The organism is Streptomyces sp. NBC_00102 (genome assembly GCF_026343115.1).
GTDB lineage: Bacteria > Actinomycetota > Actinomycetes > Streptomycetales > Streptomycetaceae > Streptomyces.
Genome location: NZ_JAPEMC010000001.1, coordinates 3,580,203 through 3,607,196 on the forward strand (window position 1 = coordinate 3,580,203; position 26,994 = coordinate 3,607,196).

Genomic DNA, 26,994 nt, shown 5'->3' on the forward strand with positions numbered 1-26,994 from the left:
TCGCCCGTTCATCCTGCGTTTCCCGTTTTTCCACAGTAGTTCCGCTCCCGGTTCTCCTGTTTCCGTATTTGTCCCGTTCATCGGCTCGTTCTTGCGATTCTGGGCGCCCTTTCGGTCGTCGCTCTTCACAGAGAATCCCTCGATACGTGCCCATCGAGGAAAGGTTCTCCATGAACCGCGATCGCACGCCCCGCTCGAACGACAGGTTTTCCCGCACCCGATCCGGTGGTTCCGGCTCCTCCGGTGGCTCCGGCTTCGGCGGTGGCCCCCGGTATTCCGGAGGCGGCCGTCCCGGCGGCTCCGGCGGCGGACCGCGCCGCTCCGGCGGCCAGGGCAGCCGTAGGCCCGCGGGCAAGAGCGAGTTCGCCCTGCCCGTCACGATCAACCCGGGCCTCCCGGCGGTCGAGACCTTCGACGCGATGGAGCTGCCCGCGCCCCTGAAGGCGACCCTGGTCGCCGAGGGCGTCACCGTGCCGTTCCCGATCCAGGCGGCCACCCTCCCCAACTCGCTCGCCGGACGCGACGTCCTCGGCCGCGGCCGTACCGGTTCCGGCAAGACGCTGGCCTTCGGCCTCGCCCTGCTGGCCCGTACCGAAGGCCGCCGCGCGGACGCCCGCCGGCCGCTCGCCCTGGTCCTCGTGCCCACCCGTGAGCTGGCGCAGCAGGTGACCGACGCGCTCACCCCGTACGCCCGGTCGCTGAAGCTGCGGCTCGCCACGGTCGTCGGCGGCATGTCGATCGGCCGGCAGGCCAGCGCGCTGCGCGGGGGCGCCGAAGTCGTCGTCGCCACGCCGGGCCGGCTGAAGGACCTCATCGAGCGCGGCGACTGCAAGCTGGACCGGGTCACCATCACGGTGCTCGACGAGGCCGACCAGATGGCCGACATGGGCTTCATGCCGCAGGTCACCGAGCTGCTCGACCAGGTGAACCAGGAGGGGCAGCGGATGCTCTTCTCGGCCACCCTCGACAAGAACGTCGACCTGCTGGTCCGCCGGTACCTGCACGACCCGGTCGTGCACTCCGTGGACCCGGCCGCCGGTGCCGTCACCACCATGGAGCACCACGTGCTCTACGTGCAGGGCGCCGACAAGTACGCCACCACGACGGAGATCGCCGCCCGCGAGGGCCGCGTGATCATGTTCCTGGACACCAAGCACGCCGTGGACCGGCTCACCGACCACCTGCTGGCCAGCGGTGTCCGGGCCGCCGCGCTGCACGGCGGCAAGTCGCAGCCGCAGCGCACCCGCACCCTGGACCGCTTCAAGACCGGGCACGTCACCGTGCTGGTCGCCACCAACGTCGCGGCGCGCGGCATCCACGTCGACAACCTCGACCTCGTCGTGAACGTCGACCCGCCGAGCGACCACAAGGACTACCTGCACCGCGGCGGCCGTACCGCGCGCGCCGGTGAGTCCGGCAGCGTCGTCACGCTGGTGCTGCCCAACCAGCGCCGCGAGATGACCCGCCTGATGCAGGACGCGGGCATCACCCCGCAGATCGCCCAGGTCCGGTCCGGCGAGGCCGAGCTGAGCCGGATCACCGGCGCCCGGACCCCGTCCGGCGTCCCGGTCGTCATCAGCAGCCCGCCGTCCGAGCGCCCGAAGTCCTCCGGCAAGTCCCGAGGCGGTGCCTTCATGGGCCGCGGCCGGGGCACCGGCACCGGTGGCGCCCGCTCGGGCTCCGGCCGCAGCCGCCGCACCGACCTGCCGACGCCCGAGGCGCGCGCCGCCGCCGCGGTGCGCCGCGCCAACCGCGCCGCGTAGCCGGACACCACCTGACCCGTACAGCAGGACAGCGCCCCCGTCCCCCGTCTTCGCGACCGGTGGGCGGGGGCGCTGTCGTACCTACCGCCGTCAGCTCCTCCGGGCGGGGGCCGTGCCCTCGGCGTCCAGGTGCGGCAGCAGGCGGTCCAGCCACCGGGGTGTCCACCAGGCGGCCCGGCCCAGCAGCGTCATCACGGCCGGCACCAGCAGTAGCCGTACGACCGTCGCGTCGATGAGCACGCTGGCGGCGAGGCCCAGGCCCAGCATCTTCACCACGATGTTGTCGCTGATCAGGAACGCCGCGAAGACGCTCACCATGATCAGCGCCGCGCAGGTGATGACCCGGGCGGTGATCTCCAGCGCGTGCGCCACGCTCCTCCGGGGGTCGCCGGTGCGCAGCCAGGCCTCGTGGATGCGGGAGAGCAGGAAGATCTCGTAGTCCATGCTCAGCCCGAAGACGATCGCGAACATCATCATCGGGACGTAGCTCTCGATGGGCACGTCCCCGGACACACCGAGCGCCGGACCGCCCCAGCCCCACTGGAAGACGGCGACCACGACCCCGTACGAGGCGGCGATCGAGAGCACGTTGAGGACCGCCGCCTTCACCGCGACGAGCAGTCCCCGGAAGACGACCAGGATCACCAGGAAGGCGAGCCCCACCACGACCAGGATGATCAGTGGCAGCCTGCTGGAGACGATGTCGAGGAAGTCGACCTGGGCGGCGGTGGTGCCGGTGACGTACGTCTGCGCCTTGTAGCCCTCCACGGCCTTCGGCAGGACGGTGTCGGTCAGGTCGTTGGTGAGGGCGGTGGTCCGTTCGTCCTGCGGGGCGGCGACGGAGTACGCGGTCGCGGTCAGCACGTCCCCGTCCGAGGTGGCGGTGAGCTGCGTGATCTTCGCGGCGTCGGTCACCCCGGTGAGGGCCTTCTGCGCCTGCGAGGAGAGCGCGTCCCGGTCCGCCTGCGGCACGTCGCTCTGGTCGATCACCAGGGTCAGCGGGCCGTTGGAGCCGGGTCCGAAGGCGGACGACATCAGGTCGTACGCCCGCCGGTCGGTGAACGACTTCGGGTCGGCGCCGTCGCCGATGTGCCCCAACTGGATGAAGAACAGCGGGAAGGCCAGCACCGCCAGCACCACCACCCCGCCGACCAGGAACCACCACGGCCGCCGCTCCACCCGCTCCGCGTACCGGTGCCAGCCGCCGTGCGCGCTCTCGCCCGGCGCCGCGTCCGTCTCGGCGATCGGCCTGCGTACCCGGACCCGGTCGATGTGCCGGCCGATCAGCCCGAGCAGGGCGGGTACCAGGGTCAGCGCGCCGATCACCGCGGTGACCACGGTGACCGCCGCCGCGAGACCCAGCTTCCCGATGAAGCCGATGCCGGAGACCCAGAGCCCGGACAGCGCGATGATCACCGTGCAGCCGGAGAGCAGCACCGCGCGCCCGCTGGTCGCGGCGGCGTTCCCGGCGGCGGTGGGCGGGTCCTGCCCGTCCATGAGGTTCTGCCGGTGCCGGGTCACCAGGAAGAGCGCGTAGTCGATGCCGACGCCGATGCCGATCATCGTGGCGAGCGTCGGCGACACCGTCGCGAACGTCCACGCGGACGCCAGCAGCCCCAGCAGCGCCAGCCCGCACACCGCGCAGAACAACGCCGTGACCAGCGGGAGGAGCGCGGCGAGCAGGCTGCCGAAGCCGATCAGGAGGACGAGGATCGCCACGCCGAACCCGATCGCCTCACTGGTGCGGTCGTCGGCCTCGGGGCGCGCCAGTTCCCCGAGCGGACCCCCGTACTCCACCTGCACCCCGGCCGAACGCAGCGGCTGCACCGCCTGGTCCACACCGTGCAGATAGTCCGAACCGAGCGTCGAGGGCTGCACGCTGAAACGGACCGTGATGTACGCCGTCTTCCCGTCCGTGGAGAGCGGCCCGGTGTTCGGCGTACCGGTGGGTGGCGGGGTGGGGGAGGTACCGGGCGGCGGCAGCGGGTTCTGGGCGGAGAGCACGTCGGGGAGTTTCTGGAGACTGCCGACCGTCGAGGAGACCTGGTCGGAGAAGTCGGTGAGGGGCTTGTCCGCGTCGTGCAGCACGATCTGGCTGCTGTACCCGCCGGCGGACGGCGCGTGCGCCTTGAGGACGTCCAGCCCGTCCTGGGACTGCGTACCGGGGAGCGAGAAGTCGTCGGAGTAGTCACCGCCGTACGCGTGGACGAGCGCCTGGAGCCCCGCGAGCGCCACCACCCAGGCCACCAGCACGATCACGAAGTGCCGGGCGCACCACGCGCCCAGGCGGCGCAGCCCGCCGGTGGGATGCTGCGGCCCTCCCTCGCGGCGCGGCGGCGGGACGGCCTGCGGGGCCGGTGACGACGGCATGGGACCTCCCGGTGGCCTTCTGGCGGGTGTCCGTACGGGCGGAGACCTGGTGGCGTCAGTCAAGGAGCGTTCGGTGGAGGTGGCATCCGGGGTCGTCCGAACGGGCGTGCGCGGGCGGTGTGCGGGGCGGGGCCCGTCGGCAGGCGTTTCGGCGGGCCTGCGGGGAGGGGGTGTCAGTGGGGGCCTGTCGGCAGGGGGTGTCGGTGGGGCCTGTCGGCGGGGGCTGTCCCCACCCCGTTCCTCCCGGCTGCCGCATGGGCTCGTGGTGGTTCGTCAACCACCCTTCTCCTATGGCTGCTTACCGAAGAAAAGCCCTGATCTCCGCGTTCTCCGCCACCGCCGTCGCGCTGACCCTGGCCTGCGCCGCGGCCCCGATGGCCCGTGCCGCCGCGCCCGGGAGCGGAACCGGGTCCGTGCCCGCCGCCCCGGTCCTGGAGTGGCGTCCCTGCACCGGTGGCCTCGCCGGACAGGAGTGCGCGGACCTTCCCGTACCGCTGGACTACGCCCACCCGGACGGGTCCTCGCTCACGCTGGCCGTCACCCGGTTGCGCACCGACCGGTCCGCCGCCCGACGGGGCACGCTGGTCGTGATCCCCGGCGGACCCGGCAGCTCGGGCGTCCAGCGGCTGACGCAGAAGGGCGCGGCACTGCGGGAGTCGACGGACGGCCGGTACGACCTGGTCGCCCTGGACCCGCGTGGGGTCGGCGGCTCCACGAAAGCCGGCTGCGGGCTCGCCGAGGAGGACCGCATGCTCACGGCCCTGCGGTCCTGGCCCTCGGCCGACGGCTCGATCGACGAGAACCTCGCACGGTCCCGGCGGACCGCCGAAGCGTGCGCGCGCGACGGCGGTGCGGTGCTCCGCAGCTTCACCAGCGCCAACCAGGTCCGTGACCTGGACCGGTTCCGGCAGGCCCTCGGAGAGCGGACCGTCTCGGCGTGGGGCGTCTCGTACGGGACGTACATCGGCGCCCGGTACGCGCAGGCGTACCCCGGACGGATCGACCGGCTGGTGCTCGACAGCAGCGGAGATCCCGATCCGGAACGCGTCGAGCGGGGCTGGCTGGCGAACATGGCGCGCGGGGCCGCCGACCGCTTCCCCGACTTCGCGGCCTGGGCGTCCGACCCGGCTCGTGAGGTGGACGGGCTGCGGCTGGCCCAGCGCCCCGAGGACGTCGAGCCACTGATCCTGGACCTTGCCGCCCGGCTCGACCGGGCCCCCAGGGAATCGAGCGTCCCGGACGCGCCCCTGACCGGGAACGGCCTGCGCCAGGCGTTGCAGAACGCCCTGTACTCCGACGGCGCGTTCGCCGGATTCGCCGCCCTCGTGCGGTCCGCGCAGGACCCGGAGGCACTGCCCGTGCTGCCGCCGGAGCTGGTGCATCCGCTGCCGGACCAGGACGCGGCGCTGATGGTCGCCGTGATCTGCAACGACGTGCGCTGGCCCGCCGACGTCGCCGCGTACCGGGAAGAGGTCGCCGCCGACCGGGAGCGGTACCCGCTGACCGCCGGGATGCCGGCCAACATCACGCCCTGTTCGTTCTGGCAGGACCCGCCGGCCGAGGAGCCGGTCGCGATCACCGACGACGGCCCCTCGGACATCCTGATGATCCAGAGCCTCCGCGATCCCGCCACCCCGTACAGCGGTGCCCTGCGGATGCGCGCCGCGCTGGGCGCGAAGGCCCGCATGGTCACCGTCGACCACGGCGGCCACGGGATGTACCTGGCCAACGGCAACGCGTGCGGCGACCGGACCGTGAGCACCTTCCTCACCACGGGACGGCGCCCGGCGCGGGACACGTACTGCCCGGACTGAGCGAGCGGGCCGAGGCGGACGGGACGACCCGGAGGAACGCGCCGGGGGCGTGTCCGTCCCCGGCGCGGGCGGCGGCCTCTTGCAGGATGCGAACGGTGGACAATCCCGGCACCCTCATCCTGATCATGGCGATGGCCGCCCTGGCGCCCCTGCTCACCGCCTCCGCCTCGCGGCTGCTCTCCGTACCCGTTGTGATCTTCGAGATCCTGCTGGGCATCCTGATCGGCCCGGACGTCCTCGACTGGGCCCACCACGACCAGGTCATCGACGCCCTCTCCGACCTGGGCCTGTCGATGCTGATCTTCCTGGCCGGGTACGAGATCCGGTTCGGGGAGGTCGGCGTCCCGGTCATGCGGCGGGCGGGCGGCGCCTGGCTGATCTCGCTCGCCCTCGGACTGGGCGTCTCCCTCGCCGTCAACGGCGGCGACCTGGCCCGGAGCCTGGTCATCGGCACCGCGCTCACCAGTACCGCGCTCGGTGCCGTACTGCCGATCCTGCGGGACTCGGGGCGGCTGGAAGGCCGGTTCGGGACGGTGGTCACCGCGTTCTGCGCGGTCGGTGAATTCGGCCCGATCATCGCGATGGCCCTGCTGTTCAGCGGGCGCAGCCCCGGAGCGTCGAGCGCCGTGCTGGCCGTCTTCGCCGTGCTGACGGCCGGCGCCGTCTGGTGGGCGTCCCGGCCCCGGCCGCGCTGGTTCGGCCGGATCGTGGCCGCGACCCTGCACAGCAGCGCCCAGTTCGCGGTGCGCTTCGTGATGCTGCTGCTCGCCGCGATGCTGGGCCTCTCCGAGCTCTTCGGCCTGGACACCCTCCTCGGTGCCTTCGCCGCGGGCCTGCTCACCCGGCTCGTCCTGCAGGGCTCGGTGCCCGAGAGCAGCGAGGTGATCCTCTCCAAGGTCGAAGCCATCGGCTTCGGATTCCTCGTGCCGTTCTTCTACGTCGTCACCGGCATCGACTTCGATCTGAGGGCCCTGCTGGACGGCGGACGTCCGCTCGCCCTGCTCCCCGCCTTCCTGGTCCTCTTCCTGCTGGTGCGCGGCGGCCCGGTACTCCTGCTCGCCCCGCGCGACCTGTCCACCCGTGCGGAACGCGGGGCGCTCGCCCTGTACGCGGCCACCTGCCTGCCGCTCGTCGTCGCCATCACCACCATCGGGCTCGACGAGAAGGTGATCGGCTCCGGGGAGGGGGCGGCCCTGGTCGGCGCGTCGATGGTGTCCGTCCTGGTGTTCCCGCTGCTGGCGCCCTGGCTGCTGGCCCGCAGCGCAGGTCCGGAGGCCGGGGCCGGGGCCGGGGGCGCCCGGGCGGACCGGGGCGGCGAGGCATGGTGAGGGCGCGGTTATGGTCCCGGCGGGACCCCGCCAGGACCCCGGCGGACGGGCCCCGCGGTTGCTTGCCCCGTACAACTGTGCAGGTCATCGCGGTGGGGCCGGTTCCGTCGCCGGACTTCACCCGGTTGCCCGGCCCTCCTGCGAACTCCGGCGGGCCGACGCAGGGTGGACCTCATGTGGTCCCGCCGACTGGCCGTAGGAGCCGTATTCCTGACGCTGGCCTTCCTGATACTCAAGGACGGCCCCGCCGGGCATGCCCCGCCCGAACGCGCCGCCGCCGTCGCCCCGGAACGGATACGGGTGCCCGCCGAACCCAGGATCGTCAGCCGCGCCGACTGGCACGCCGACGAATCGATCGTGAAGGAGAAGGCGGTGTACACCGGCCCCGCCCGGGCCGTCTTCATCCACCACACGAACAACGGCAACCGATACGACTGCGACGACGCCCCCGAGATGCTGCGGGCCGTCCAGTCCGACCACGTCAACGACGAGGGCTGGGACGACATCGGCTACAACTTCGTCGTCGACCGCTGCGGCACCATCTACGAAGGCCGCGCCGGCGGAGTCACCCGCTCGGTGCGCGGCGCCCACACCAAGGGCTTCAACGCGGACACCGTCGGCATAGCCGCCCTCGGCACCTTCACCGACCCGGACACACCCGTACCGCAGCCCATGCTCGACGCCATCGAGCGCATCGCCGCCTGGAAGCTGCGCCCCGGCACCGATCCGCGCGGCGAGGTCGTCCTCGTCTCCACCAACAGCGAGAGCCTCTACCCCAAGGGCAACTCCGCCGACCTGCACGTCATCTCGGGCCACCGCGACAGCTACGGCACCGACTGCCCCGGCGACGCGCTCTACGCCAAGCTCCCCGAGATCCGCGAGAAGACCGCCGAACTGCGCGAGGCGGTCAGCGGCAGCGCGGACCTGCTCCCGGCCGAGGCGCAAGCACGGAAGCAGGCCAAGCGCCGCTGAGGGAACGGCCCTTCAGCCCCCGGCGCGCTCCGCCGCACTCCGCTCGACGCAGAACTCGTTGCCCTCCGGATCTCCCAACACTCCGTTCTAGCGGTTCTGGAGTGTCGGCATGGTGGCATCGGTCCTGGTCAAGCCGAGTAGCGGGAACGCTTCCGTCCCTACCGAGGGGATGACGACCAGTACCCCCCGGAACCCCCTCTCGGGCACGGTCTACGAAACGCAGACCCTTCGGGGTGTGCGGTGCGTGCGCCTGTCCGTCCTGACCGACGAGACCACCAGCCCCGAGCGGCAGCGCGAAGCCGATGACCGCGTCGCGGCAGAACTCAACATCGGCTTTGGGTCCGGAGACGCGCTCCGCGAAGCCGTAGATCTTGACGTGAGCGCGAGCGCGTTCGGACCGTTCGACCGCCCCGCCCTCGGACAGTGGCTCGCCCGACCCGACGACTACGACGCCCTTGTCTGGTGGCGCTTTGACCGTGCCATCCGGTCCATGGCACACATGCACGAACTCGCAAAGTGGGCCCGCGAACACCGGAAGATGTTGGTGTTCGCCGAGGGCATCGGCGGGGGCAAGCTGGTTTTCGACTTCCGGAACCCCATGGACCCCATGGCCGAGTTCCAAATGATGATGCTCGCCTTTGCGGCACAAGTGGAGTCACAGAGCATCAAAGACCGCGTTACCGGAGCCATGGCAGCCATCCGCCGGATGCCGCTGCGGTGGCGTGGCGGTGGGCGTCCGCCGTACGGCTACATGCCCGCCCCCATGCCCACGGAACACGGCGGTATCGGCTGGACGCTGGTGCCGGACCCGGACGCCGTAAAGGTCATTGAACGCGTCGTCCGTGAGCTGCTGGAGAAGAAGGGGGCGACCCTCTCTGCGGTGGCTGCCGGTCTCAACCGAGACAGCATCCCGAGCCCGCGCGATCACTGGGCCGTGAAGATGAAGCGCGAAAAGGGCGGGAAGACCGGCGGGGCCAAGGGGACACACGTCGTGCGCGACGTGTTCAAGTGGACCCCCGCCGTCATCGGCCGCATGCTCCGCAACGAAACCATGCTCGGATGGAAGATGCACAAGGGCCGCCCCGTGCGCGACGCCGAGGGCAACCCGATCATGGCGGCGGAAAACCCCGTCATGACCCGCGAGGAGTTCGACCGCATCGGCGCGTTGCTCAACTCCCGCAGCATCGACAACGGAGACCGTAAGGACACGGACGCGCTGCTGTTGCGCGTGATCCATTGCGACTCTTGCGGGGGCCGCATGTACCTGTCCAAGCCCACCAAGAACGGCGCGAGCGTGAACCCGTTCTACAAGTGCAACAGTCACTCACGGGGCGACGTGTGCGCACTGCCCGCAAACATCCGGGCGTGCTGGGCAGACGACTACGTTGAAGCCGAGTTCCTGCGGGTCGCCGGCCCGATCCAGACGACGCACGTTGTCGAAATCCCCGGGTACGACCCGGAGCCCGAGCTACTGGCCACCCTCGCCGAGTTCAACGAGCACCAGGAACAGAAGGGGCGGCAAAAGTCCCGGCACGCTGCCGCTGCGTGGCAGGAACGGGCGGACGCATTGGACGCACGCATCGGCATGTTGGAGAACAGCGAAAAGCGCGAACCGCAGCGCATCGTTACCAGCACGGGCCGCACGTTCGCCGACGAGTGGGCAGGCGCAGACACGGCAGGCCGGCGAGCCATGCTCATTGAAGCGGGGGTGCGTCTCGACGTGCGGCGCGGTGTCCGTGGTGGGTGGCGCAAGCTCGACACTCGCCGCGTGGATTTCACCATGCGCGGAGAACTGGACCCCGCAGCGGAAGCCCTCGCGGGAGAGGCAGCCGAGCTTGCGTCCGAAGTGCGCGGAGACTCCCCGACCCCAGGTGCGAGCGTGCGCCTGGTCGAGCCCGCCAAGGCTGCCGAGCCCGTCCGCGAACTGGTCGCCGCGTAGCGCCCGGATAAACTGCGCACTGCCCCGCACCAACATGGAGTGTGCGGGGTAGGCGCGGTGCCTCACAGGCTTGGCCTGGAATGGAGTACGGCCGCTCCGCACAGCCCCGGCAGTTCACCCGACCGCCGGGGCTTTTCGCTGCCCGCACACGGCGGCACTGGTGCGCGCCCTTGCCTGTCCCTGCCGAGGGCCAGCCGGCCGGACTGCCGACCAGCGGGGTAGAGAGTGGTGGAGTGACGGTTCTACCTGTTTTTTAGAAACACATAGAAAAAATAGTAAGAAGCTGAACAGTGGCACCGGTCGTCACTGCACCACCGAGGGCCCGACCGGCGGGAAACCCTCCGTCCCTACTCCTCTCGGAAGCAAGCAGGGCAGTCGGGAAGAACGCACCGGGGGTGCGGGAAACCTTCCGTCCCTACTACTTCCGGAAGAGAGTCCAGGACTACCGCGCCCCCCGCTCCACCGACCGTGGGCGGACCGAGTGCCTGTCTCTCTCCTTAATGCTCTGCCCGTGCAGCACGCACCCCCGATCGGGGTGGCCGCAGTGGTCGTGAGGCAGAGCGCGGGGGATCACACCGCCCACCAGTAACCGGCCCTCGGGTCGCCGAACAGGGTTGCAAGCCCGTGTGATCCCCCACCCGTCCGGACCGGCTTCGAGCCGGTGAGGGACGCACAAGCCCGCTGACCCAACGGCAGAGGTGCGCCGTACCCAATCGGCAGAGTTCCCGAGTTCGAGTCTCGGGGCGGGCACGCAACAACGACGGCCAGGGCGACACCCCAGGGAGCACACATGCGCTGTATCGATTGCACCGAGCCCGCGACCCATCGGGGCCGCTGCGAGGCTCACCACGGGGCGTACGAGGGACGCAGCAGTGTCCGTGCCCGCCGTACCCGGAGCCAGCGACGGGCGGACCACGGAGACGGCGCGGGACGGCTCCGGCGACGGGTGGACGAACGTGGTTCGGCGTGGTGCGACTGGTGCACCGAGACGTTTCCCGCGTCCGCGGTCGACGTGGACCACGTGAAGCCGCTCGCCCTCGGCGGTGACGACACCGACGCGAACGTTCAGATCTTGTGCCACGGCTGCCACCAGCTCAAGACTGCAACGGAGTTCGGGGCTGCCGCGTGACGGAGCTTGGGCGAACTGATGAGCAACATGCCGTTGCCCACGGGCCCGATGCCCAAGGGGTTCCGGCTGCTCGTTTTCGGGGCCGGGTGCAGGTGGACGAACTGTTCACGCTCAGCCCCGACCAGTTGCGCACGGCGCGTACCGCCATGGACGCGTACTACGCGGCGAGTGCTGCGGTGGCGGACCTTGCTCACCGCGACGTGAGCCACGCTGCGAGTCCGCTTCCCGTGGCCGTGGTGAGTGCGGCGACCAGCCACCTAGGGGTGTGTAGTCGGGGGGCGCGCTGGAGAGTCAAGTGCAGTCCGCCACACCGGAGTTCGAATGCAGGCTGACTGGGTGATGTTTTCGTCATGCGCACATTCCATCTGCGCCGGCGCGGCTGCGAAAGCGCTTCAGTCGTGAAACCTGTGCAACCCGGTCTCTGGCCGTGATAACCCGTGATACCAGGGACAGAGGTGCCCATGCCCCGTAGACCCCGCCCACCGTGCTCGGTACCCGGGTGCCCGGAACTGACTGCCGGTGGTGGTCGATGCGCCGAGCACGAGCGGCAGGCACAGAAGCAGCGAGGGTCGACGGCCGAGCGCGGCTACTCGACCCGTTGGCAACGTGTTCGCCGTCGCTACCTCTACGCACACCCGTGGTGCTTGCTGTGTGGTCGCACGGCCACGGTGGCGGACCACTTCCCGGAGTCGCGCCGGTCCCTGGTGGGCCGTGGTGTGAGCGACCCGGACGCGTTCTCTCGTCTGCGTCCGCTGTGCACACGGTGTCACAACGCCGAGACGGCGAAGCGGCAACCGGGCGGGTGGGCGGCAGCAAATGTGAAGCCAATTCGGACATAGCTGGGCGTCCGACCAGGGGGTTACTCCCCTCCCTACCCCCAGTTGATCGGCAGGGAGGGAAAAAACTTGCATGGCTCATTAGCCCGTTCCTGTGGAGGTGACGCAGCGTGGCAGTTCCGGGGCAGAGACCCAAACCCCACATTCAGGCAGTCAGGGAAGGGACCTTCCGCCCGGACCGGAATTCGGAGGGGGCGCGCTTTGCTCCCGCCGCTCCGGTCGAGCCCGATTGGCTCGAACTGCTGCCAGGCGACTCCGCCGAGGACGTTCGGGGCAAGGCGGCAGACGTGTGGGCCCGGACAGTTCCGGCTCTGACTTTCTCAGCCGGCTTGACGGACCCGCAGCGGGAGACTGCTATCGAGTATTGCCTAACCGTTGCTCGCCTATGGCAGGCCGAGCGTGAACTATCCCGTAACGGCCTGGTGGTCGAGACGGAGCGCGGGAACGTAAAAAGCCCGTGGGTGACTATCGCTGGCCAGTACCGGTCCCACTTCCGGGCGCTGGTCGGCGAACTGGGGCTCTCGCCCGCGTCAGCTACGAGGATTACCCCGCCGGAAAGTGCGGGAGACGATGACGGAGTTTTCGACTGATGATCTGCCGGTTCCCTATGGTGCACTGCTAGAACTCGGTCTCTCACCCGAGGAGATCGCAGAGGCTGCGGCTTCCCGCCCTCTGGTGGTCGCTGCACAGGCTTCTCAGGCTCCGGGCGCGTATTACGACGTTGGGGCCGCCCGGCGGGCTCTAACGGCCATTCAGAGCTTCAAACACACTAAGGGCCGTTGGGGCTCGACCCCGCTCAAGCTTTCGCCCTGGCAGACGGTTTGGGTGATTGCCCCGATTTTCGGTTGGCTAGCTTTCGACCCGGAGTTGGGGCGGGCGGTCCGGGTGATCCGCTCGGCGTGGATTGAAGTGCCCCGTAAAAACGGTAAGTCGACCCTGAGTTCAGGTATTGGCTTGGTGCTGCTGCTGGCAGACAGAGAGATCGGTGCCGAGGTCTATGCTGCGGCCGGCTCACTGCCGCAAGCTGAACGCGTCTTTGACGACGCTAAGCGAATGGCCCTCACAAGCCGGGCGGTCCGTGGACGCGTTGAGGTGTTGCGCGGACTCATCCGTGTGCCCCGCACAGGCGGAATCTTCCGTGCCCTGTCGAAGATCGCAGAGACCGCCCACGGGCTAAACGTTTCCGCAGCCATTGTCGATGAAGTACACGTGCACAAGCGTCGTGACCTTATCGACGCCATTGAAACCGGTACCGGTGCCCGAGACCAACCCTTGGTCGTCTTCATCACGACTGCTGATGAGGGTACCGAGGGCAGCATTTACGATGAGAAACACACGTACACCCGCCGGTGTGCGGACGGTGTGGTGTCGGACCCCGGGCACTACGGAGTTATTTGGGCTGCTGAAGAGGGCGACGACCCCTTTTCCGAAGTAACTTGGCGGAAGGCAAATCCGGGGCTTGGTGCTTCTCCGTCGCTCGCCTACATGCGCCGTGAGGCTAACAAGGCCAAGTCCACCCCGAGTTACTTCCCGACCTTCTGCCGGCTCTCGCTGAACCGCCGGATGCGCGCTGCTTCGCGGTGGTTGACGCTGACGTTGTGGGACGAGAACTCGGGCACGGTGGATTACACACGCTTCCGATACCGGCGGGCGTGGGGTGGCGTTGACCTCTCCGCGGTGAGCGACCTTTCCGCGTGGGTGCTGGTGGTCGAGTCTCGAAAGCCGGGAGTTGAGCTGGAGATCGTCGCCCGCTTCTGGCTTCCGGAGGAGCGCGTAGACGAACTCGAACAGCAGCTACAGGTACCGCTACGCCAATGGGTCGCCGATGGTCTGCTTACGCTGACCGAGGGCGACGCGATCGACTACGACGCTATCGAGAAACAGATAGTGGCTGACTGTCGACGGCTCGATGTGCAGCGAATCAGTTATGACCGCATGTTTGCCGGTCAGCTTGTCCAGCGCATCGAGAAGAAGACGCGAGGCGTGGACGTGGTGCCGGTGGCGCAGACCTATCTAGGGATGAGCCCCGGCAGCAAGGAACTTGAACGCTTGCTCCGTGAGGGGCGAATACACCACGGCGGTAATCCAGTTCTTCGCTGGAATGCCAGCGTGGTGGAGGTGTACCGCGACGGTAACGACAACTTGCGCCCCGTGAAGCCGGACCGGGGCAAGTCGAGCGCGCGTATTGACGGGATTGCCGCCGCTGTCATGGCGCTAGACGGGTATGTCCGAAGACCTCTTAAGAAGCCGCGCGCAGCGAGCGCGTGAGCCCTGTCCGGGCGATTACCGGGTGGGGATTTTTAATGCCCGGAAGGGGGTGTTGGCGTGCCCGAGACCCCTCTACAGGTGACTACGCGGCTGTACGCCAAGCTGCATCGGCGCAGACAGGCGGCCCGCAAGTGGGGCGACGCCTACGAAGGTAAACGCCCGCTGCTGTTCCTCTCGCCGGAATTCAGCATGCAAACCGGCGGGCTCTTTGATGAGTTTGCGGATAACTGGTGCGCCGTTGTCCCTGACGCGACGGTTGAACGTCTTATGCCGCATGGCTTCCGCCTGGAGGACGGCTCGATTGACAGCGCTGCCGGTATGGCGTGGCGCCGCTCGGAAGCGGATGTAGAAGTTGGGCTAGCGCTGCTCGACGCGCTGATTACCGGCCGTTCTTACGCGCTGGTCTGGCGCAATGCAGGCGGCCCGGAGATCACATTTCAGAACGCTGGGCAAGCGGTGGTCGAGTATGTCCCTGGTCGTCGTCGGCTTCGACGGTACGGTCTTATGGCGTGGCGCGATTGGGATACCGAGTTTGCCACGCTCTTTACGCCGGACATGGCATATCGGTGGCAGCGGCCGGCTCGGGTCGGTGGTCGGTGGACCGGTCGTACGGCCGGTCTTTCCCGTGGGGAGCCAAGCCATATTAGGCATCCCCTTGGGGCGGTGCCCCTGGTCGAGCTTCCCAACCGACACCGGTTGCACGGCAAGCCTCGCAGCGAAATGGCGACGGTCCTTCCGCTACAGGATGCCGTGAATTCGCTCTGGGCCCATTTGATGACCGCTTCAGACGGTCTCGCACTTCCGGCCCGTGCGGTGCTCGGAATGGACCGGCCCGTTCGTGAGATCACCGACGCGACGGGGGAGGTGGTGGGGGAAGAGGACTTGCCGTTGGACAAGTTCCGTTCCGACCGCCTGCTGTGGCTTGAGAAAGAGGGGGCGCAGATTGGGGAGTTCTCCGCCGCCGACCTTGACAACTACCTACGCGTTATTGCCGTGGCGGTCGAGCACATCGCAGCGCAGACCCGCACACCGCCAAGCTATCTAGCGGGGACCCTAATCAACGTGAGTCCCGATGGCGTCGCCGCGAGCGAGGCGGGTCTAGTCGCCAAGGTGACAGAAAAGCAACGGCACTTCGGGAGCGCGCTCCGCGAGATCATGCGGCTAGAGGCACTGGCGCAGGGCGAGGCTCGGCGCGCGGAATCCCTCGCGCTCGGCTCCGTGGTGTGGCGAGACCCGCAGTTCCGCAGCGATGCCCAATACTCCGATGCGCTCGTGAAGTTGAAGAGTATCGGTGTGCCGGATGAGGCTCTGTGGGAGCGGATTCCCGGGGTCACGCCGGACGAAATCGAGCGGTGGAAGCAGATGCGCACCGATGCGGCGGGTGCGATTCTCGGCGGGGACATGTCGGGGCTGTTCGGGGTGAAGCCCGACCAGGGCGACGACGGCCAGGGCGACGCGCCCGAGATGGCCGCTTAGTGTCCCGGACAGCGGAACTGGCAGCCGAGCGGTACACCCAAGTGCAGAGCATTTCCCGGGCTGTTGTGGTGGCGGTGCAGGCCCTTTGGAACGACGTTCCTGCGGACCGCATTCTTTCCGCCATGCAGGGTGAGGCGGGGCGCGCAATCCTGGCCGCAGTGACCGCCGGACAGCTCTCCGCCGTACAGGGGGCACAACTTTTCGTCGGTGCGTCCATGGCGGCCCAAGGTGCTGTTGCGGCCCCGCTGGGGCTGCTCGACCCCGCTGCCCTGGTTGGTATCGCTGCGGACGGTCGTCCTCTCGCCTCGCTGCTGCAACTGCCCGCCATCACCACGGCGCGGGCACTGGCAGCCGGCGAGAGTGCCGAACTTGCGGCGGCCCGAGGGCTTACCCAAATGGCCATGATGGCGAGCACACAGATTGCCGACGCGTCGCGTACGGCTACGTCCATCGGCATGGCAGCGCACCCACGCTGCATCAGCTATGTGCGAGTGGTGCGGCTACCCGCGTGCCCACGGTGCATCATCCTGTCCGGTCGCCAGTACAGCTACTCCACCGGCTTCAAAAGGCACCCCCGCTGTGATTGCGGAATGGAGCCGATGACCGACGCCGAGTGGAAGCAGACCAAGACCCCCGAGGACCTGTTCCGCGAGATGAGCCCCGCCGAACAGCGGAAGCGACTCGGGGAAGCGGGAGTCAAGGCACTGGAGCACGGGGCGGATCTCGGGCAGCTCATCAACTCGCGCCGGGGAATGGCAACAGCGGTGACCGGTCGGGGCCCGATGAAGGTTACGACCGAGGGCACCACGAAGCGCGGCATCGGCGGCAAGGCTCTCAACTCCGGCTTCGAGAAACGGCCCGGTGCCCGATACGAGCGCGCCAAAGAGGCACGCCTCATGCCCGAGACCATTTTCAAACTGGCCGGTGACAACCGGTCCCACCAAGTCGCCATGCTCAAAAAGCATGGCTACATCACGTAAGGAACGCCATGGCTGACACCACCCCCGCCGAGGGCACCGGTACCGACGACAAGGCAGACACTGCCACGGCCACCGTGACGGCCCCCGAAGGAGCGACCGTCACCGACGACCAGGGCGACGCGCTCGCCGCTGCGGTGAAGCGGGCCGAGGACGCGGAGCGTGAAGCAGCTCGACTCCGCCGGTCGAACGCTGCGCAGAAGCCGGCTGACCTTGACGCACTCCGCGCCGAAGTGCGTCAGGAGTTCGCCGACCAGCTTGTTCGCGCCGAGGTTCGCGCCGTTGCGGCGGGCATGCTTCGCGATCCTGCCGACGCTCTTGCGCTGCTCGACCTGTCGGCACTTGCGGGGCCAACCGGGGCCGTCGACTCAAAGGCGGTAACTGCCGCTCTGCGCAAGCTGGTTCAGGAAAAGCCGTACCTTGCGGCGACTGTCGCGCCGTCGCAGCAGGACAGCTCCGCTACGGGTCCGTGGGGCGACGTGGGAGCCGGTCCGCGCTCGACCGCCGAGCCGGAGCCGTCGAACCCGTTGGAGCGTCTGCGGAGCGTTCAGCGGAAGCGTAAGTAAGCACGTCGAAGACCATTCATTCGTGGGGGTTTCCCGAAACTGGGGCCCCTTTTTTCATGCCTGGAAATAAGGAAAAGCGCACATGACACTTAGCCTCTCCGAAGCCGCCAAGCTCAGCACGGACGATCTCCAGCGTGGCATTATCGAGACGTTCGTTCAGGAGTCGCCGATTCTCGACCGGCTGCCCCTCATGGAAATTGAGGGAAACAGCTACGCCTACAACTCCGAGGCGACACTGCCGGGCGTTGAGTTCCGAGGCGTGAATGAGTCCTATTCCGAGTCCACGGGCACCGTGAACCAGGCAAGTGAATCTCTCGTGATTCTTGGCGGTGACGCGGATGTCGACACCTTCATTGCCAAGACTCGTAGCAACCTGAACGACCAGCGCGCACTACAGGAAACGCTCAAGGTCAAGGCTGCCGCCTACCGTTTCCAGGACGCGTTTTTCAATGGCGACGTGGCCGTTGAGCCGAAGGGGTTCGACGGTCTGAGAAAGCGGCTGATCGGCGCTCAGGTACTTTCCGCCGGTACCAACGGAATGGGGCCGGTGACTGGCGGTCATGATTTCTTCGACGCGCTCGACGCCCTAATTGCCCAGGTCCCGGGCCTGTCCGCCGGGAACGGTGCCCTGTACGCCAACCGCAAGATCATTGCCAAGATCGCGTCGTCCGCGCGCCGGCTCGGCGGTTACGAGATGGTTCAGGAAGCCCTCACCGGCAAGCGGGTAGCGACCTACCAGGGTATTCCGCTGCTCGACCCGGGCCAGACCGCAGCGGGCGCCGATATCGTCCCGACCACGGAAACGCAGGGTACCGCGACGGATGCCAGCAGCATTTACGCGGTGAAGTTCGGTCAGTCTGAGGGCGACAAGGGTGTGACCGGGCTTACCAATGGTGGCGTGTCTGTGCGTGACCTCGGCGAGCTGGATTCTAAGCCTGCCTATCGGACGCGTATCGAGTTCTTCTGTGGTCTGGCCGTATTCGGTGGGCAGGCTGCTGCCCGCCTTAACGGCGTTCTCACCAAGTAGGGGGGTTGATTTGCCGCCGCGTAAGCGTGCCGCTGCCCCGACGATTCCGCATGCGGATTCCTGCGACGCCCCGGAACGGGTCGAGAGCTTTCCGGTTCTTGATTCAGCTTCCGGGGCCCGCTGGACCGTAGTGCGCTGCCTTGAGTGCGGCGCACAGGAAATTAAGTAGGGGGCGGTATGGCACTTCCTGCACTGGCCACGATTGACGAACTGGCCGCGTGGACGCAGATGGATCCCGACGACCTGCCCGAGGGGGCCGCCCTGGTGCTCGACACCGCGTCCGCGGTCGTCCGGGCCGAGGCACGGCAGCGTTTCACCAGGGGCACCACCACGGTTGCTCTCCGACCCCGCGACTACATCGTCATGCTGCCCCAACGGCCGGTTATAGAAGTTGAGTTGGTAGCCATCGCTGGCAGAGAACTCCGGCCGGATGAGTACCGGGTGTGGCGTGATCGGATCATTCTCCGCGGTCGAGCATGCGGGCCGGTCGTGGTCACGTACGTCCACGGGTATGAACCGGTACCCGCCGATGTGCGGGGCGTGGTGCTCACGCTTGCCGGCCGAATGCTTTCCAATCCGCGCGATCTTCGGCAGGAAGCAGTCGGCTCGGTGTCGGTGACGTATGCGGCCGAGACCATCGGCGCGTCTCTCGCCCCCATCGAGCGTGACCAGCTCGCCCGGTACCGGGCCCGTGCTGCCGTTGTTCCGGTCGGCGACGACGGGGGGCCCTGGTGAGCGTCCACTACACACAGACTGCCGTCATCGTCCGGGCCGCCCTGGTGCTCGACCGCTACGGCTCCGAGGTTCGCGACTGGACCACGGCCACCAGGACCACGGTCCGTCGCGTGGCGGTGCAGCCGGACAGTTCCGCGGAGACCGAGGGCGACCGGCAGGGCGTGACGACCGGGCTCCGTCTGGTGACCCGCCCCGGGGCCGACATCGATCTGTCCCCCGGGGACCGCGTGACCGTGCTCGGCCGGCTGCTGGAAGTCGACGGAGAGGCCGCGCGCTTCACCGTGGCCGGTCGGCACCATCACACCGAGGTACGCCTCAAGGCGGTGTCCGGATGAGGTTCCGGCCTGCCCGGCAAGGGATCAACTCCCTTATGCGTACTGCCCAAATGGGCCGCGAGGTGGAGGCGGTAGCCGAGCGGATTGCCGCCGCCGCTGCGGGGCCTGAAGGTGACTTCCGAACGGACTCGGCGCTAGGCCGGATGCGGTGGCGTGCGGCGGTGATCGGCAACTACAACTGGCCGAAATCCGGGGCCCTTCCTGGCTCCCGCCGTGACCTCCTGCGGGGCATGGACGGCGCCCGTGGGGAGTAACCGGGTCATCCTCATGCCGGACGCTACGGCGACCGTCTGCGCGTTCCTGCGGGCCGCCCTGGCCGACGCGGGCAGACCGGTGCCGGTCGTCTCCCGCATCCCGTCCGTCCGTCACCCGGAGTTCGTACGGGTCGAGCGAGTTGGGGGCGTGCGGCAGACGCCGGTGTCCGACCGGCCACGGCTCGACATCCACGCATGGTCCGAGACGGAATCCGCCGCCCACGACCTTGCGGCCCTTTGCCGTGCGCTGCTCGGCGACCTTCCCGGGGTGCGCGACGGGGTGACCGTCTACCGGGTGTCTGAAGTCGGGGGCCCGATGTGGCTGCCCGACGACCAGACCAGCAGCCCGAGGTACGCGTTCGCCGTGGAAATCCACATGCGCGGACGCGCTCTCTAAATCACACCACTTTTCCGTTCTCTCAAGGGGACACGTGTCTCTAAATGCTAATGCTGTGCGCGTTGCGCTCTCCGGTGCCGCGTACGTCGGTCCGGTCGGAACTACTGCGCCAACCGATTCCGTCTCTTCCTGGCCAGACGACGTAACCGACATCGGATGGATTTCCGATGAGGGAATCGCCGAGTCGAACTCGACGGACACCACGGAAATCAAGGGATGGCAGGGCGGACAGACCGTCCGCAAAGTCATTTCCTCTAGCGAGATGACATTCAAGTTTACTGCCATCGAAACCAGCAAGACCGTTCTTGAGCTCTACCACAAGGGCTCGAAGGTGGTCACTACCTCCGCCAAGTCGGTTCTTGCCATCAAGGCCCCGGGCCCCGATCGGCGCTTTTACGGCTTTGACGTTATCGACGGGGACAGCCATATCCGCATTGTGGTGCCGGACGGAGAAGTCACCGAGACCGGCGACATCACCTACAAGTCAGATGAGGCCGTGGCCTACGAACTGACGATCACTGCCTATCCGGGCCCTGATGGCACGGTGGCGATCAAGTACAGCAATGACCCGGCTTGGGAATCTGCACCCGCCGCGTGACCTTTCGCAGAAACGTTTCCTCTCAAGTTGGGTGCCATCAATGAGTAATGCTTTTGATCTTGACGTATGGGTGCAGGAAGCGCGGCAGGAGCCTTTCCGCTTCACACTGTCCGGCCAGATATTCACCATGCCAGCTGCCGGAGAGCTGGACAAGTCGATTCTCTCCGCAGTGAACATCGACGCGCCCTCGGCGCGGGATATTGAGGTACTGCTAAAGGCCGGTCTCACGGACCAGTGGGCCACGTTCGACGCTATCCCTGTACCTCTTGCCGCACTCGGTGAACTATTTCGGCAGTGGCAGCGCCACGAAGGAATTCCGCTGGGGGAATCGGTGGCCTCTTCCGACTCTTGAGTGAGCACGGAGAGGCCATCGAATCCGACCTACAGCGGTATTACGGTGTCGATCTTCGAGACCTCTTTCGGCCCGATTCCGGGTTCACCTGGAGGCGACTCCGAGCCCTGGTCATGGGGCTCCCTGCGGACTCCGCGCTTGGGCGCACTCTTTCCGGAGAGGACGCGGTGTGGACGCTGGAAGCACAGCTATTGGCCGCAGTGCACGACCGTCTAAACGAGGGAAATTGGCAACGGGGCAATGCAGGCTCCCCGACTCCGAGCCGTAGACCGGAGCCGATTCCGCGCCCAGGCGTCCGCGGTATCCGGGTCGGGGGCACAAAGCGTGACCCGCAGGAGGTAGCGGCCTACCTCGCCAGATTCCAGCCGGCCCGGGGCGGTGACGCCTAATGGCTGTGGAGGTCGGAGTCGGCTACGTCTCCGTTGTCCCCGAGGTACAGGGCTTTGCCCGAGAGCTAGAGCAGCAAGTAACGGGGCCCTCGGCGAGTGCAGGTGAAAGCGGCGGCGAAGCGGCCGGCGAAGGCTTTACCGGGAAAATGGGCGGAGCCCTCGCGGGTGGAATGCTCACGATCGGCATTGCCGCTGCCGCCGTACTGACCAAGGGTCTTATGGATGCGCTCGACCAAAGCGCAATCAACGGAAAGATCCAAGCAACCCTAGGAAGCACCCCTGAGCAAGCCGGGCGGTACGGAAAGGCTGCCGGACAGCTCTATGCCCACGGGGTCACGGACTCCGTAGAGGAAGCCGCAGACGCCCTATCGGGGGTGATGCGGGCGGGCATCCTCCCACCGGACGCCACAAACGCACAGATTGAGTCAATAACCGGAAAGGTCACTGACCTTTCGAAAACTTTTGAACTCGACCTCGGGCAGACCAGCAATGCTGTCGGCCAGATCCTTAAGAACGGTCTGGCAAAGGATGGGGCGGAAGCTCTCGACATTCTGACTGTCGGGATGCAAAAGATGGGTCCGCGCGCCGACGACATGGCGGACACGTTCAATGAGTACAGCACTAAGTTCCGTGACCTCGGATTGTCCGCCGCAGATGCCATGGGCCTTATGTCCCAGGGAATGCAGGCAGGCGCCCGAGATACTGACGTGGTCGCCGATGCCCTAAAGGAATTCCAAATCCGGGCGACGGATGGCAGCTCGGCGAGTAAGGCCGCTTATGAGGCTATCGGGCTCAATGCAGCGGCAATGACAAAGAAGGTTGCTAAGGGCGGCGCGGGGGCCCGTGAGGGGCTACAGCAAGTCCTTGACGGTCTCAAGGCCATTAAGGACCCCGCAGAACGCTCCGCCGCGTCGGTCGGACTCTTCGGAACAAAAAGCGAAGACCTCGGCCAGGCTCTTTACGCGCTCAACCCGCGAACTGCCGTCAAGGCGCTCGGGGACACCGCCGGAGCCGCCGAGAAAATGGGCGACGCACTGCACGAAAATGCAGGCGCCAAGGTGGATCAGTTCAAGCGCACCCTTGAAGTTGGCGTGACCAACTTTATGGGTGACCATGTGATTCCGGCGCTTGCGTCCTTCGGTGATTTCCTCGGTGCCAAGCTTGGACCCGCGCTCAACTCGGGAAAGAGTCTCGTTTCGGGGTTCTTCCACGCGTTCACCGGTTCGGCCGGCGGGACCGCCATCAACTCGTTCGCAGATTCCGTCGTTGGCGCAGGAACCACTCTGCGGGAAAACTTCCTACCGGGAATTAGAAGCCTGGCATCGGTTGCCCAAACGGCCGTTCTCCCAGCCCTCAAGGGGCTTGGGGGCGTGCTAGTTAACCAACTCGCACCCGCCTTTATGACCCTCTATACGCACGTTGTTGGGGCGGTCGTTCCTATCCTGTCGGCGCTCGGCCGCATTCTGCTGGAAGTGATTTGGCCCGCAGTGATGCGAGTCTACGCATCGATAGCCGAGAATCTACAGCCAATTTTCTCTGCCTTGTCGGAGTTCATTTCTCAGCGGGTAGCGCCGGCGGCCACGCTTATCGGCAAGAAACTGCGCGAGGTAGTGGACAAGGCTCGGCCCCTTATCTCTGTTGTCACCTCTCTGATTTCGTGGCTAGCTCGACTCGCCGCGAACATACTTGGTGCCGTGGTTCCGGTTCTTATTCGGCTCGCGGGTCCTCTCTTCACGGCGTTGATTAAGGCAGTGGGCGGGGCCATCAGTCGTTTCGGTAGTCTGATCGGCTGGTTGTCCTCGGTTGCTACGAGTCTCCGTAATGCGGCGAAATCTGTGCAGGATTTTGCGGTGTCCGCCGTAGCCAAATTCGCTACCTTCAACAACTATGTGCGCGGAATGCCTGCCCGAATCAAGGGCTATCTAGGGAATTTCGGCTCGCTTCTGATCAGTAAGGGTGCCGACCTGGCCCGGGGTATCTGGGTAGGTATCCGGAGTATGGGAAGTTGGCTCAAGTCCCAGCTCTATAACTGGGCAAAGAGCGTGATTCCCGGGCCCATTGCGGAGGCGCTGGGTATTAATTCTCCGTCGCGTCTCATGGCGGACAAGATCGGCCGGTGGATTCCGCCGGGCGTGGTTGACGGTATCGACGCCGAGCAATCCACGCTTGATGCCCGACTCCGCTCAATGGTGACAGTCCCCGATGTGCGAGTTCCGTCCGTAGCCGTGGCGGCACCGCCCACCCCGGGTGCCACTTGGGTTGCCGAACTCGGCCGACTGCTCGCGGAGCAGGCAGAGCGCGTGCCCGACGTCGTCCTCAAGGTCGGGGGGCAGGAAATCGCCCGCGCTGTCGCGGGTGGGCAACGTCAACTGGCAAGGAGGTAAGCAGAGTTGGGAATGTGGATTGGTGCCCCCGGGGCGCTCCGAGAGATCACGGACGGAGCCGTGTCGTACGACCGTTCCCCGGACCTCGGAGTGACGGAGTTCCGGAGCCTTGAGGGTGGGGTTACGACGTGGGCCCCCCGGCTCCGGCCCCGCCGGCTCAAGTTGTCGTGGACCGCCATGGAGCGCGGTGACGTGGACCACCTGGACCGGCTCGCCCGGCGGGTGACCGCCCTCGGTCCCGTCGCCTTGGTGGACCCGCTCTCTCGGAACTTGCTTGCCGGGGACCAGGCGGCGGGGCTCGGTGCAGCAGCCGGCAAGTGGGCGGTTACTGGCTCGCAGATCGTCATGTACGGCGGGTCTGCCGGAGCGTACGTGCCGAACTCGGTTTCCGTGGAAACCATCGGTACCTCTGGCCACTCCGATCTGGTGTGGCGGCACCCGTACTTCCACGGAATCCCCGTGGTCCCGGGACAGCGGTACACATGGTGGACACCCGGCCTGGTGGCGGCAGGGGCCCCCATGGTCAATTCTCAAGTGGCTTGGTACAGCGCGGCGAAAGGCTTTATGACCACGGCCACGGCGAGCAAGCCCGGGGTACCCCTGGTGACTACCGCTCCGGCCGGAGCCGCGTACGTCCGCCCGTACGTAGCTTTCACGGCAACGGGTCTTTGGGATCTTGGGGCATCGATCTTCTGTCCCGGTGATATCTCGGCCGATCTGCTTGCCGGTGAACGCCCGGCAGGTGAGGGGTGCCCCGCGATGTCGATTACTGGTTACTCGCACGTGGCGACCCCGGGGAACGGCGCGTTCCGGGACATCGGGTTGGAGTTGGTGGAGGTGACCAGTGCAGTCGGCTAGTACCTCGCAGGTGTCTGCGCTTGCGGCCGGCGAACGGACCGCGAGCCACGTCGTGCGGCTCGGCGGGCAAGATTTTTCCCCCCAGGTGCAGTCATGGGCACTTGACCGCTCATACGGCACGGATCTACCGGACGCGATGCGCGCGTTCAGCGGCTCGTCTAGCGCCCAACTATCCGTTTCAGTCAGCGGAGTTGAGGGAGCGTCGGCACCGGCTCTCTACGGGCCGTGGGCCCCGCGCTCGACAGGCGACGTGGCCCGTCCGGGGCAGTCCGTGACGTGCGGGTGGGGGCTCGGCGGGGAGAGCATCGACGCGTTCCGCGGAACGGTTCGGGCCCGCGCGGCGGAGTCCGGTACCGACGTGGTGGATCTGGCAGCCCTCGACGGGGCCGAGCGGCTGCGGATGCCCGCTGTACTGCCCCGGCATGACGCGGGGCTTGTCACGGGAGGTATCGGGGCCCCCTACACCGGGGCGGCATGGGCGGCATCCTCTGTGTGGGCGGTCGACCACCTTCTACGCCGAGCGGGCATTCACACTGCTCCGCCGCCGAGGGCGACCAGCATTGTCTACGCATCGCTGCACGGTGGCGCCACTCCCAGCGTGGGCTATCTCGACGCTATGGCGGGTGACTGGTCCTGGTCGCGCAGTGCCCCTTTCGCGATTGCGCTACAGGCAGGCTCAGCCCCGGGTACTACCGCCAATTTCATTCCGGAATGCAAGCCGGTAAATCGGGGCACGGGCGGTCTTTTCTTTGAGTACTACGTCGACACCGTGGGGGCGACAACCCCGGTAGTTCGCGTCGGAACTCAGTGGCTGACCGCAGGCAGCGTCTACCATTACCTGACCATGCAAGTCGATTTCACAACGGGCGGTATCAGCGTCTGGTCTGGCAGCGATTCCAGGTACGACAAAAACCAGGTTTTGACTTGGACATGGAGCAGCCTCAAGGTTCCGCAGGTGCTGCACGTCGGATTTTGGCTCACCTGGTCGGCGACCGGAGTTCCGACAGTGGCCCCTGTTGTTACTGCGGCGGACAATGTCCCACGGTTCCTGACGACCGGAACGTTTTCCGCTGTGCCAGCAGCAAGCGGCGCCCTTTCTACGGTGAGTCTCGTCGCGCAAGGTGTACGGGTTGAGGCCTTTCAAGTAAGCACCCCCGCCGCCAAGCCCGCGACGCTTGCCGAAGTTACGCAAGCGGGAACGTGGAAAAAATCGGCGGTGCTCGACCTTCCGACGTTTCCGATGCGGGTTCTTCCTGCCGTATCCGGTTCGGCGTGGGACGTGATTACAGAGATTGCCCGCGCTACTCTTGCCACGGCGGAATTCGACCGGGACGGGTTTTTCCGGTGGCGTGGCCACACTCGGTGGGCAACGGTGCCGAACTCAGCCGACGTTACGGTTACCAGCGCGCGAGAGCTGGGAAAGCTCGTGGTGACCGAGGAAATCGACGCGTGCCGAAACGATGTTGCGGTGCAGTGGACGAACTGGGCACGAATAGCGTTCGAGATTCAGGGGCCGCAGGAGCTACCCACGCCAGTAGTGATTCCGGCTGGGGGCACCGTTACTCGGACCTTTTCCATCGATACTGACCAGCTCGACCCGCGCGCTCCCGATACTGGTACTGAGGCTATCGCCGGGTACATGGTCATTAGGGCCACGGCGGTAAGTACTTCCGCTGCGGTGTTTGGGGCGGTAGAGGCGCAGGTATTGCGTGTGGCGGGGACAGTGACTTTGACCCTGCGGAACCGCTCAGCCACGCCGGTCTATTACCACGGTGTCAGCATGCTCTCTCGAACTCCCCCAAGCGGGTCCGGGCCAGTGCCGTCACTGGCCACGGCAACCAGCTCGGCGAGTCAATCGGCGTACGGGGTGCAGTCGTATGAGCACGACGCCGGCGGATGGATTCAGGACCTGCCCGGCGCCACGCAGCTTGCGAATGCGTTGCGGGACGCCGGAGCTTATCCGGTGCCGCTGCTCGGCTCGGTGGAAATCCTCGCCGACCCGAGAGTTGACCTCGGCGATGTGGTGCGGGTGGTCGACACGTCGGGGGCAGCACTCGACACTCTTGCCTGGGTGGTCGGAATTCAGACGGCCAGTGCGGATGGTGCAGTGACACAGTCACTCACACTTCGGGGCGCGACTAACCAGGGGTGGCCCACGGACGTTGGGCTTTCTCCGGACCCGCCCACTCGTCCCGGCGCGCCAGACCCGGTCTAAAAGGAGGTGACA

At 67.1% G+C, this 26,994-nt stretch carries 21 protein-coding genes; 20 read left to right on the forward strand and 1 reads right to left on the reverse strand.

Going from position 1 to position 26,994, the window contains the following annotated elements; all coding sequences use genetic code 11:
• Positions 1–170: 170 nt before the first annotated feature.
• Complete coding sequence (locus OHA55_RS15970; protein ID WP_266706813.1) at positions 171–1,763, forward strand: DEAD/DEAH box helicase; 1,593 nt, start codon at positions 171–173, stop codon at positions 1,761–1,763.
• A 90-nt stretch (positions 1,764–1,853) separates the two neighbouring features.
• On the opposite strand, the gene OHA55_RS15975 is transcribed toward OHA55_RS15970, so the two are convergent.
• A complete protein-coding gene (locus tag OHA55_RS15975; protein WP_266706815.1) occupies positions 1,854–4,133 on the reverse strand; it encodes an MMPL family transporter in 2,280 nt (759 codons plus the stop codon).
• Positions 4,134–4,423: 290 nt separating this feature from the next.
• Here OHA55_RS15975 and OHA55_RS15980 point away from each other — a divergent pair, with 290 nt between their 5' ends.
• The 19 genes from OHA55_RS15980 to OHA55_RS16070 all read left to right on the forward strand — a co-directional run bounded on the left by OHA55_RS15980 (position 4,424) and on the right by OHA55_RS16070 (position 26,982).
• Positions 4,424–5,947, forward strand: coding sequence for an alpha/beta hydrolase (locus tag OHA55_RS15980; protein ID WP_266706817.1), 1,524 nt, complete (start codon positions 4,424–4,426; stop codon positions 5,945–5,947).
• A 95-nt stretch (positions 5,948–6,042) separates the two neighbouring features.
• Positions 6,043–7,275, forward strand: a complete 1,233-nt coding sequence (locus tag OHA55_RS15985) for a cation:proton antiporter (RefSeq protein ID WP_266706819.1) — start codon at positions 6,043–6,045, stop codon at positions 7,273–7,275.
• A 174-nt stretch (positions 7,276–7,449) separates the two neighbouring features.
• Positions 7,450–8,247, forward strand: coding sequence for a peptidoglycan recognition protein (locus OHA55_RS15990; RefSeq protein ID WP_266706821.1), 798 nt, complete (start codon positions 7,450–7,452; stop codon positions 8,245–8,247).
• A 169-nt stretch (positions 8,248–8,416) separates the two neighbouring features.
• Entirely contained in the window at positions 8,417–10,186 is a 1,770-nt protein-coding gene (locus tag OHA55_RS15995; RefSeq protein WP_266706823.1) for a recombinase family protein, read from the forward strand.
• Positions 10,187–10,976: 790 nt separating this feature from the next.
• A complete protein-coding gene (locus tag OHA55_RS16000) occupies positions 10,977–11,315 on the forward strand; it encodes an HNH endonuclease (protein WP_266706825.1) in 339 nt (112 codons plus the stop codon).
• A gap of 1,123 nt (positions 11,316–12,438) precedes the next feature.
• Positions 12,439–12,741, forward strand: coding sequence for a P27 family phage terminase small subunit (locus OHA55_RS16005; protein ID WP_266710703.1), 303 nt, complete (start codon positions 12,439–12,441; stop codon positions 12,739–12,741).
• The gene (locus OHA55_RS16010; RefSeq protein ID WP_266706827.1) at positions 12,710–14,419 is read left to right on the forward strand and encodes a terminase large subunit; all 1,710 of its coding nucleotides are present in this window, start codon (positions 12,710–12,712) and stop codon (positions 14,417–14,419) included. Before OHA55_RS16005 ends, OHA55_RS16010 begins: the two co-directional genes overlap by 32 nt.
• Before the next feature lie 57 nt (positions 14,420–14,476).
• The gene (locus OHA55_RS16015; RefSeq protein ID WP_266706829.1) at positions 14,477–15,895 is read left to right on the forward strand and encodes a phage portal protein; all 1,419 of its coding nucleotides are present in this window, start codon (positions 14,477–14,479) and stop codon (positions 15,893–15,895) included.
• Between the two features lie 41 nt (positions 15,896–15,936).
• Positions 15,937–16,875 (forward strand): hypothetical protein, encoded by a 939-nt coding sequence (locus tag OHA55_RS16020; protein ID WP_266706831.1) that lies wholly within the window; start codon positions 15,937–15,939, stop codon positions 16,873–16,875.
• 8 nt (positions 16,876–16,883) lie between these two features.
• On the forward strand, positions 16,884–17,438 hold the full coding sequence (locus tag OHA55_RS16025) for a hypothetical protein (RefSeq protein ID WP_266706833.1): 555 nt from the start codon (positions 16,884–16,886) through the stop codon (positions 17,436–17,438).
• 82 nt (positions 17,439–17,520) lie between these two features.
• Positions 17,521–18,465 (forward strand): major capsid protein, encoded by a 945-nt coding sequence (locus OHA55_RS16030; protein WP_266706835.1) that lies wholly within the window; start codon positions 17,521–17,523, stop codon positions 18,463–18,465.
• 177 nt (positions 18,466–18,642) lie between these two features.
• On the forward strand, positions 18,643–19,200 hold the full coding sequence (locus OHA55_RS16035; protein ID WP_266706837.1) for a hypothetical protein: 558 nt from the start codon (positions 18,643–18,645) through the stop codon (positions 19,198–19,200).
• Positions 19,197–19,535, forward strand: coding sequence for a hypothetical protein (locus OHA55_RS16040; RefSeq protein WP_266706839.1), 339 nt, complete (start codon positions 19,197–19,199; stop codon positions 19,533–19,535). Before OHA55_RS16035 ends, OHA55_RS16040 begins: the two co-directional genes overlap by 4 nt.
• Before the next feature lie 267 nt (positions 19,536–19,802).
• Positions 19,803–20,186, forward strand: a complete 384-nt coding sequence (locus OHA55_RS16045; RefSeq protein WP_266706841.1) for a hypothetical protein — start codon at positions 19,803–19,805, stop codon at positions 20,184–20,186.
• Positions 20,187–20,241: 55 nt separating this feature from the next.
• Complete coding sequence (locus OHA55_RS16050) at positions 20,242–20,784, forward strand: hypothetical protein (protein ID WP_266706843.1); 543 nt, start codon at positions 20,242–20,244, stop codon at positions 20,782–20,784.
• A gap of 40 nt (positions 20,785–20,824) precedes the next feature.
• Positions 20,825–21,136, forward strand: a complete 312-nt coding sequence (locus OHA55_RS16055) for a hypothetical protein (RefSeq protein ID WP_266706845.1) — start codon at positions 20,825–20,827, stop codon at positions 21,134–21,136.
• Positions 21,137–21,524: 388 nt separating this feature from the next.
• Positions 21,525–23,909, forward strand: coding sequence for a phage tail tape measure protein (locus OHA55_RS16060; RefSeq protein ID WP_266706847.1), 2,385 nt, complete (start codon positions 21,525–21,527; stop codon positions 23,907–23,909).
• 60 nt (positions 23,910–23,969) lie between these two features.
• Positions 23,970–24,767: a hypothetical protein gene (locus tag OHA55_RS16065; RefSeq protein WP_266706849.1), complete on the forward strand. Its 798-nt coding sequence runs from the start codon at positions 23,970–23,972 to the stop codon at positions 24,765–24,767.
• A 598-nt stretch (positions 24,768–25,365) separates the two neighbouring features.
• Positions 25,366–26,982 carry a hypothetical protein gene (locus OHA55_RS16070; RefSeq protein WP_266706851.1) on the forward strand — a complete coding sequence of 539 codons (1,617 nt, stop codon included), beginning with the start codon at positions 25,366–25,368 and terminating at the stop codon, positions 26,980–26,982.
• The last annotated feature ends 12 nt before the right edge of the window (positions 26,983–26,994 follow it).

Excerpts from the sequence above, each read along its gene's own strand:
- OHA55_RS15995 (WP_266706823.1), top strand. The coding sequence starts at position 8,417 with ATGACGACCAGTACCCCCCGGAACCCCCTCTCGGGCACGGTCTACGAA.
- OHA55_RS16025 (WP_266706833.1), top strand. The coding sequence starts at position 16,884 with ATGGCTGACACCACCCCCGCCGAGGGCACCGGTACCGACGACAAGGCA.
- OHA55_RS15970 (WP_266706813.1), top strand. The coding sequence starts at position 171 with ATGAACCGCGATCGCACGCCCCGCTCGAACGACAGGTTTTCCCGCACC.
- OHA55_RS15980 (WP_266706817.1), top strand. The coding sequence starts at position 4,424 with ATGGCTGCTTACCGAAGAAAAGCCCTGATCTCCGCGTTCTCCGCCACC.
- OHA55_RS16045 (WP_266706841.1), top strand. The coding sequence starts at position 19,803 with ATGCCGGACGCTACGGCGACCGTCTGCGCGTTCCTGCGGGCCGCCCTG.
- OHA55_RS16060 (WP_266706847.1), top strand. The coding sequence starts at position 21,525 with ATGGCTGTGGAGGTCGGAGTCGGCTACGTCTCCGTTGTCCCCGAGGTA.
- OHA55_RS16030 (WP_266706835.1), top strand. The coding sequence starts at position 17,521 with ATGACACTTAGCCTCTCCGAAGCCGCCAAGCTCAGCACGGACGATCTC.
- OHA55_RS16055 (WP_266706845.1), top strand. The coding sequence starts at position 20,825 with ATGAGTAATGCTTTTGATCTTGACGTATGGGTGCAGGAAGCGCGGCAG.
- OHA55_RS15975 (WP_266706815.1), bottom strand. The coding sequence starts at position 4,133 with ATGCCGTCGTCACCGGCCCCGCAGGCCGTCCCGCCGCCGCGCCGCGAG.
- OHA55_RS16000 (WP_266706825.1), top strand. The coding sequence starts at position 10,977 with ATGCGCTGTATCGATTGCACCGAGCCCGCGACCCATCGGGGCCGCTGC.
- OHA55_RS15990 (WP_266706821.1), top strand. The coding sequence starts at position 7,450 with ATGTGGTCCCGCCGACTGGCCGTAGGAGCCGTATTCCTGACGCTGGCC.
- OHA55_RS16035 (WP_266706837.1), top strand. The coding sequence starts at position 18,643 with ATGGCACTTCCTGCACTGGCCACGATTGACGAACTGGCCGCGTGGACG.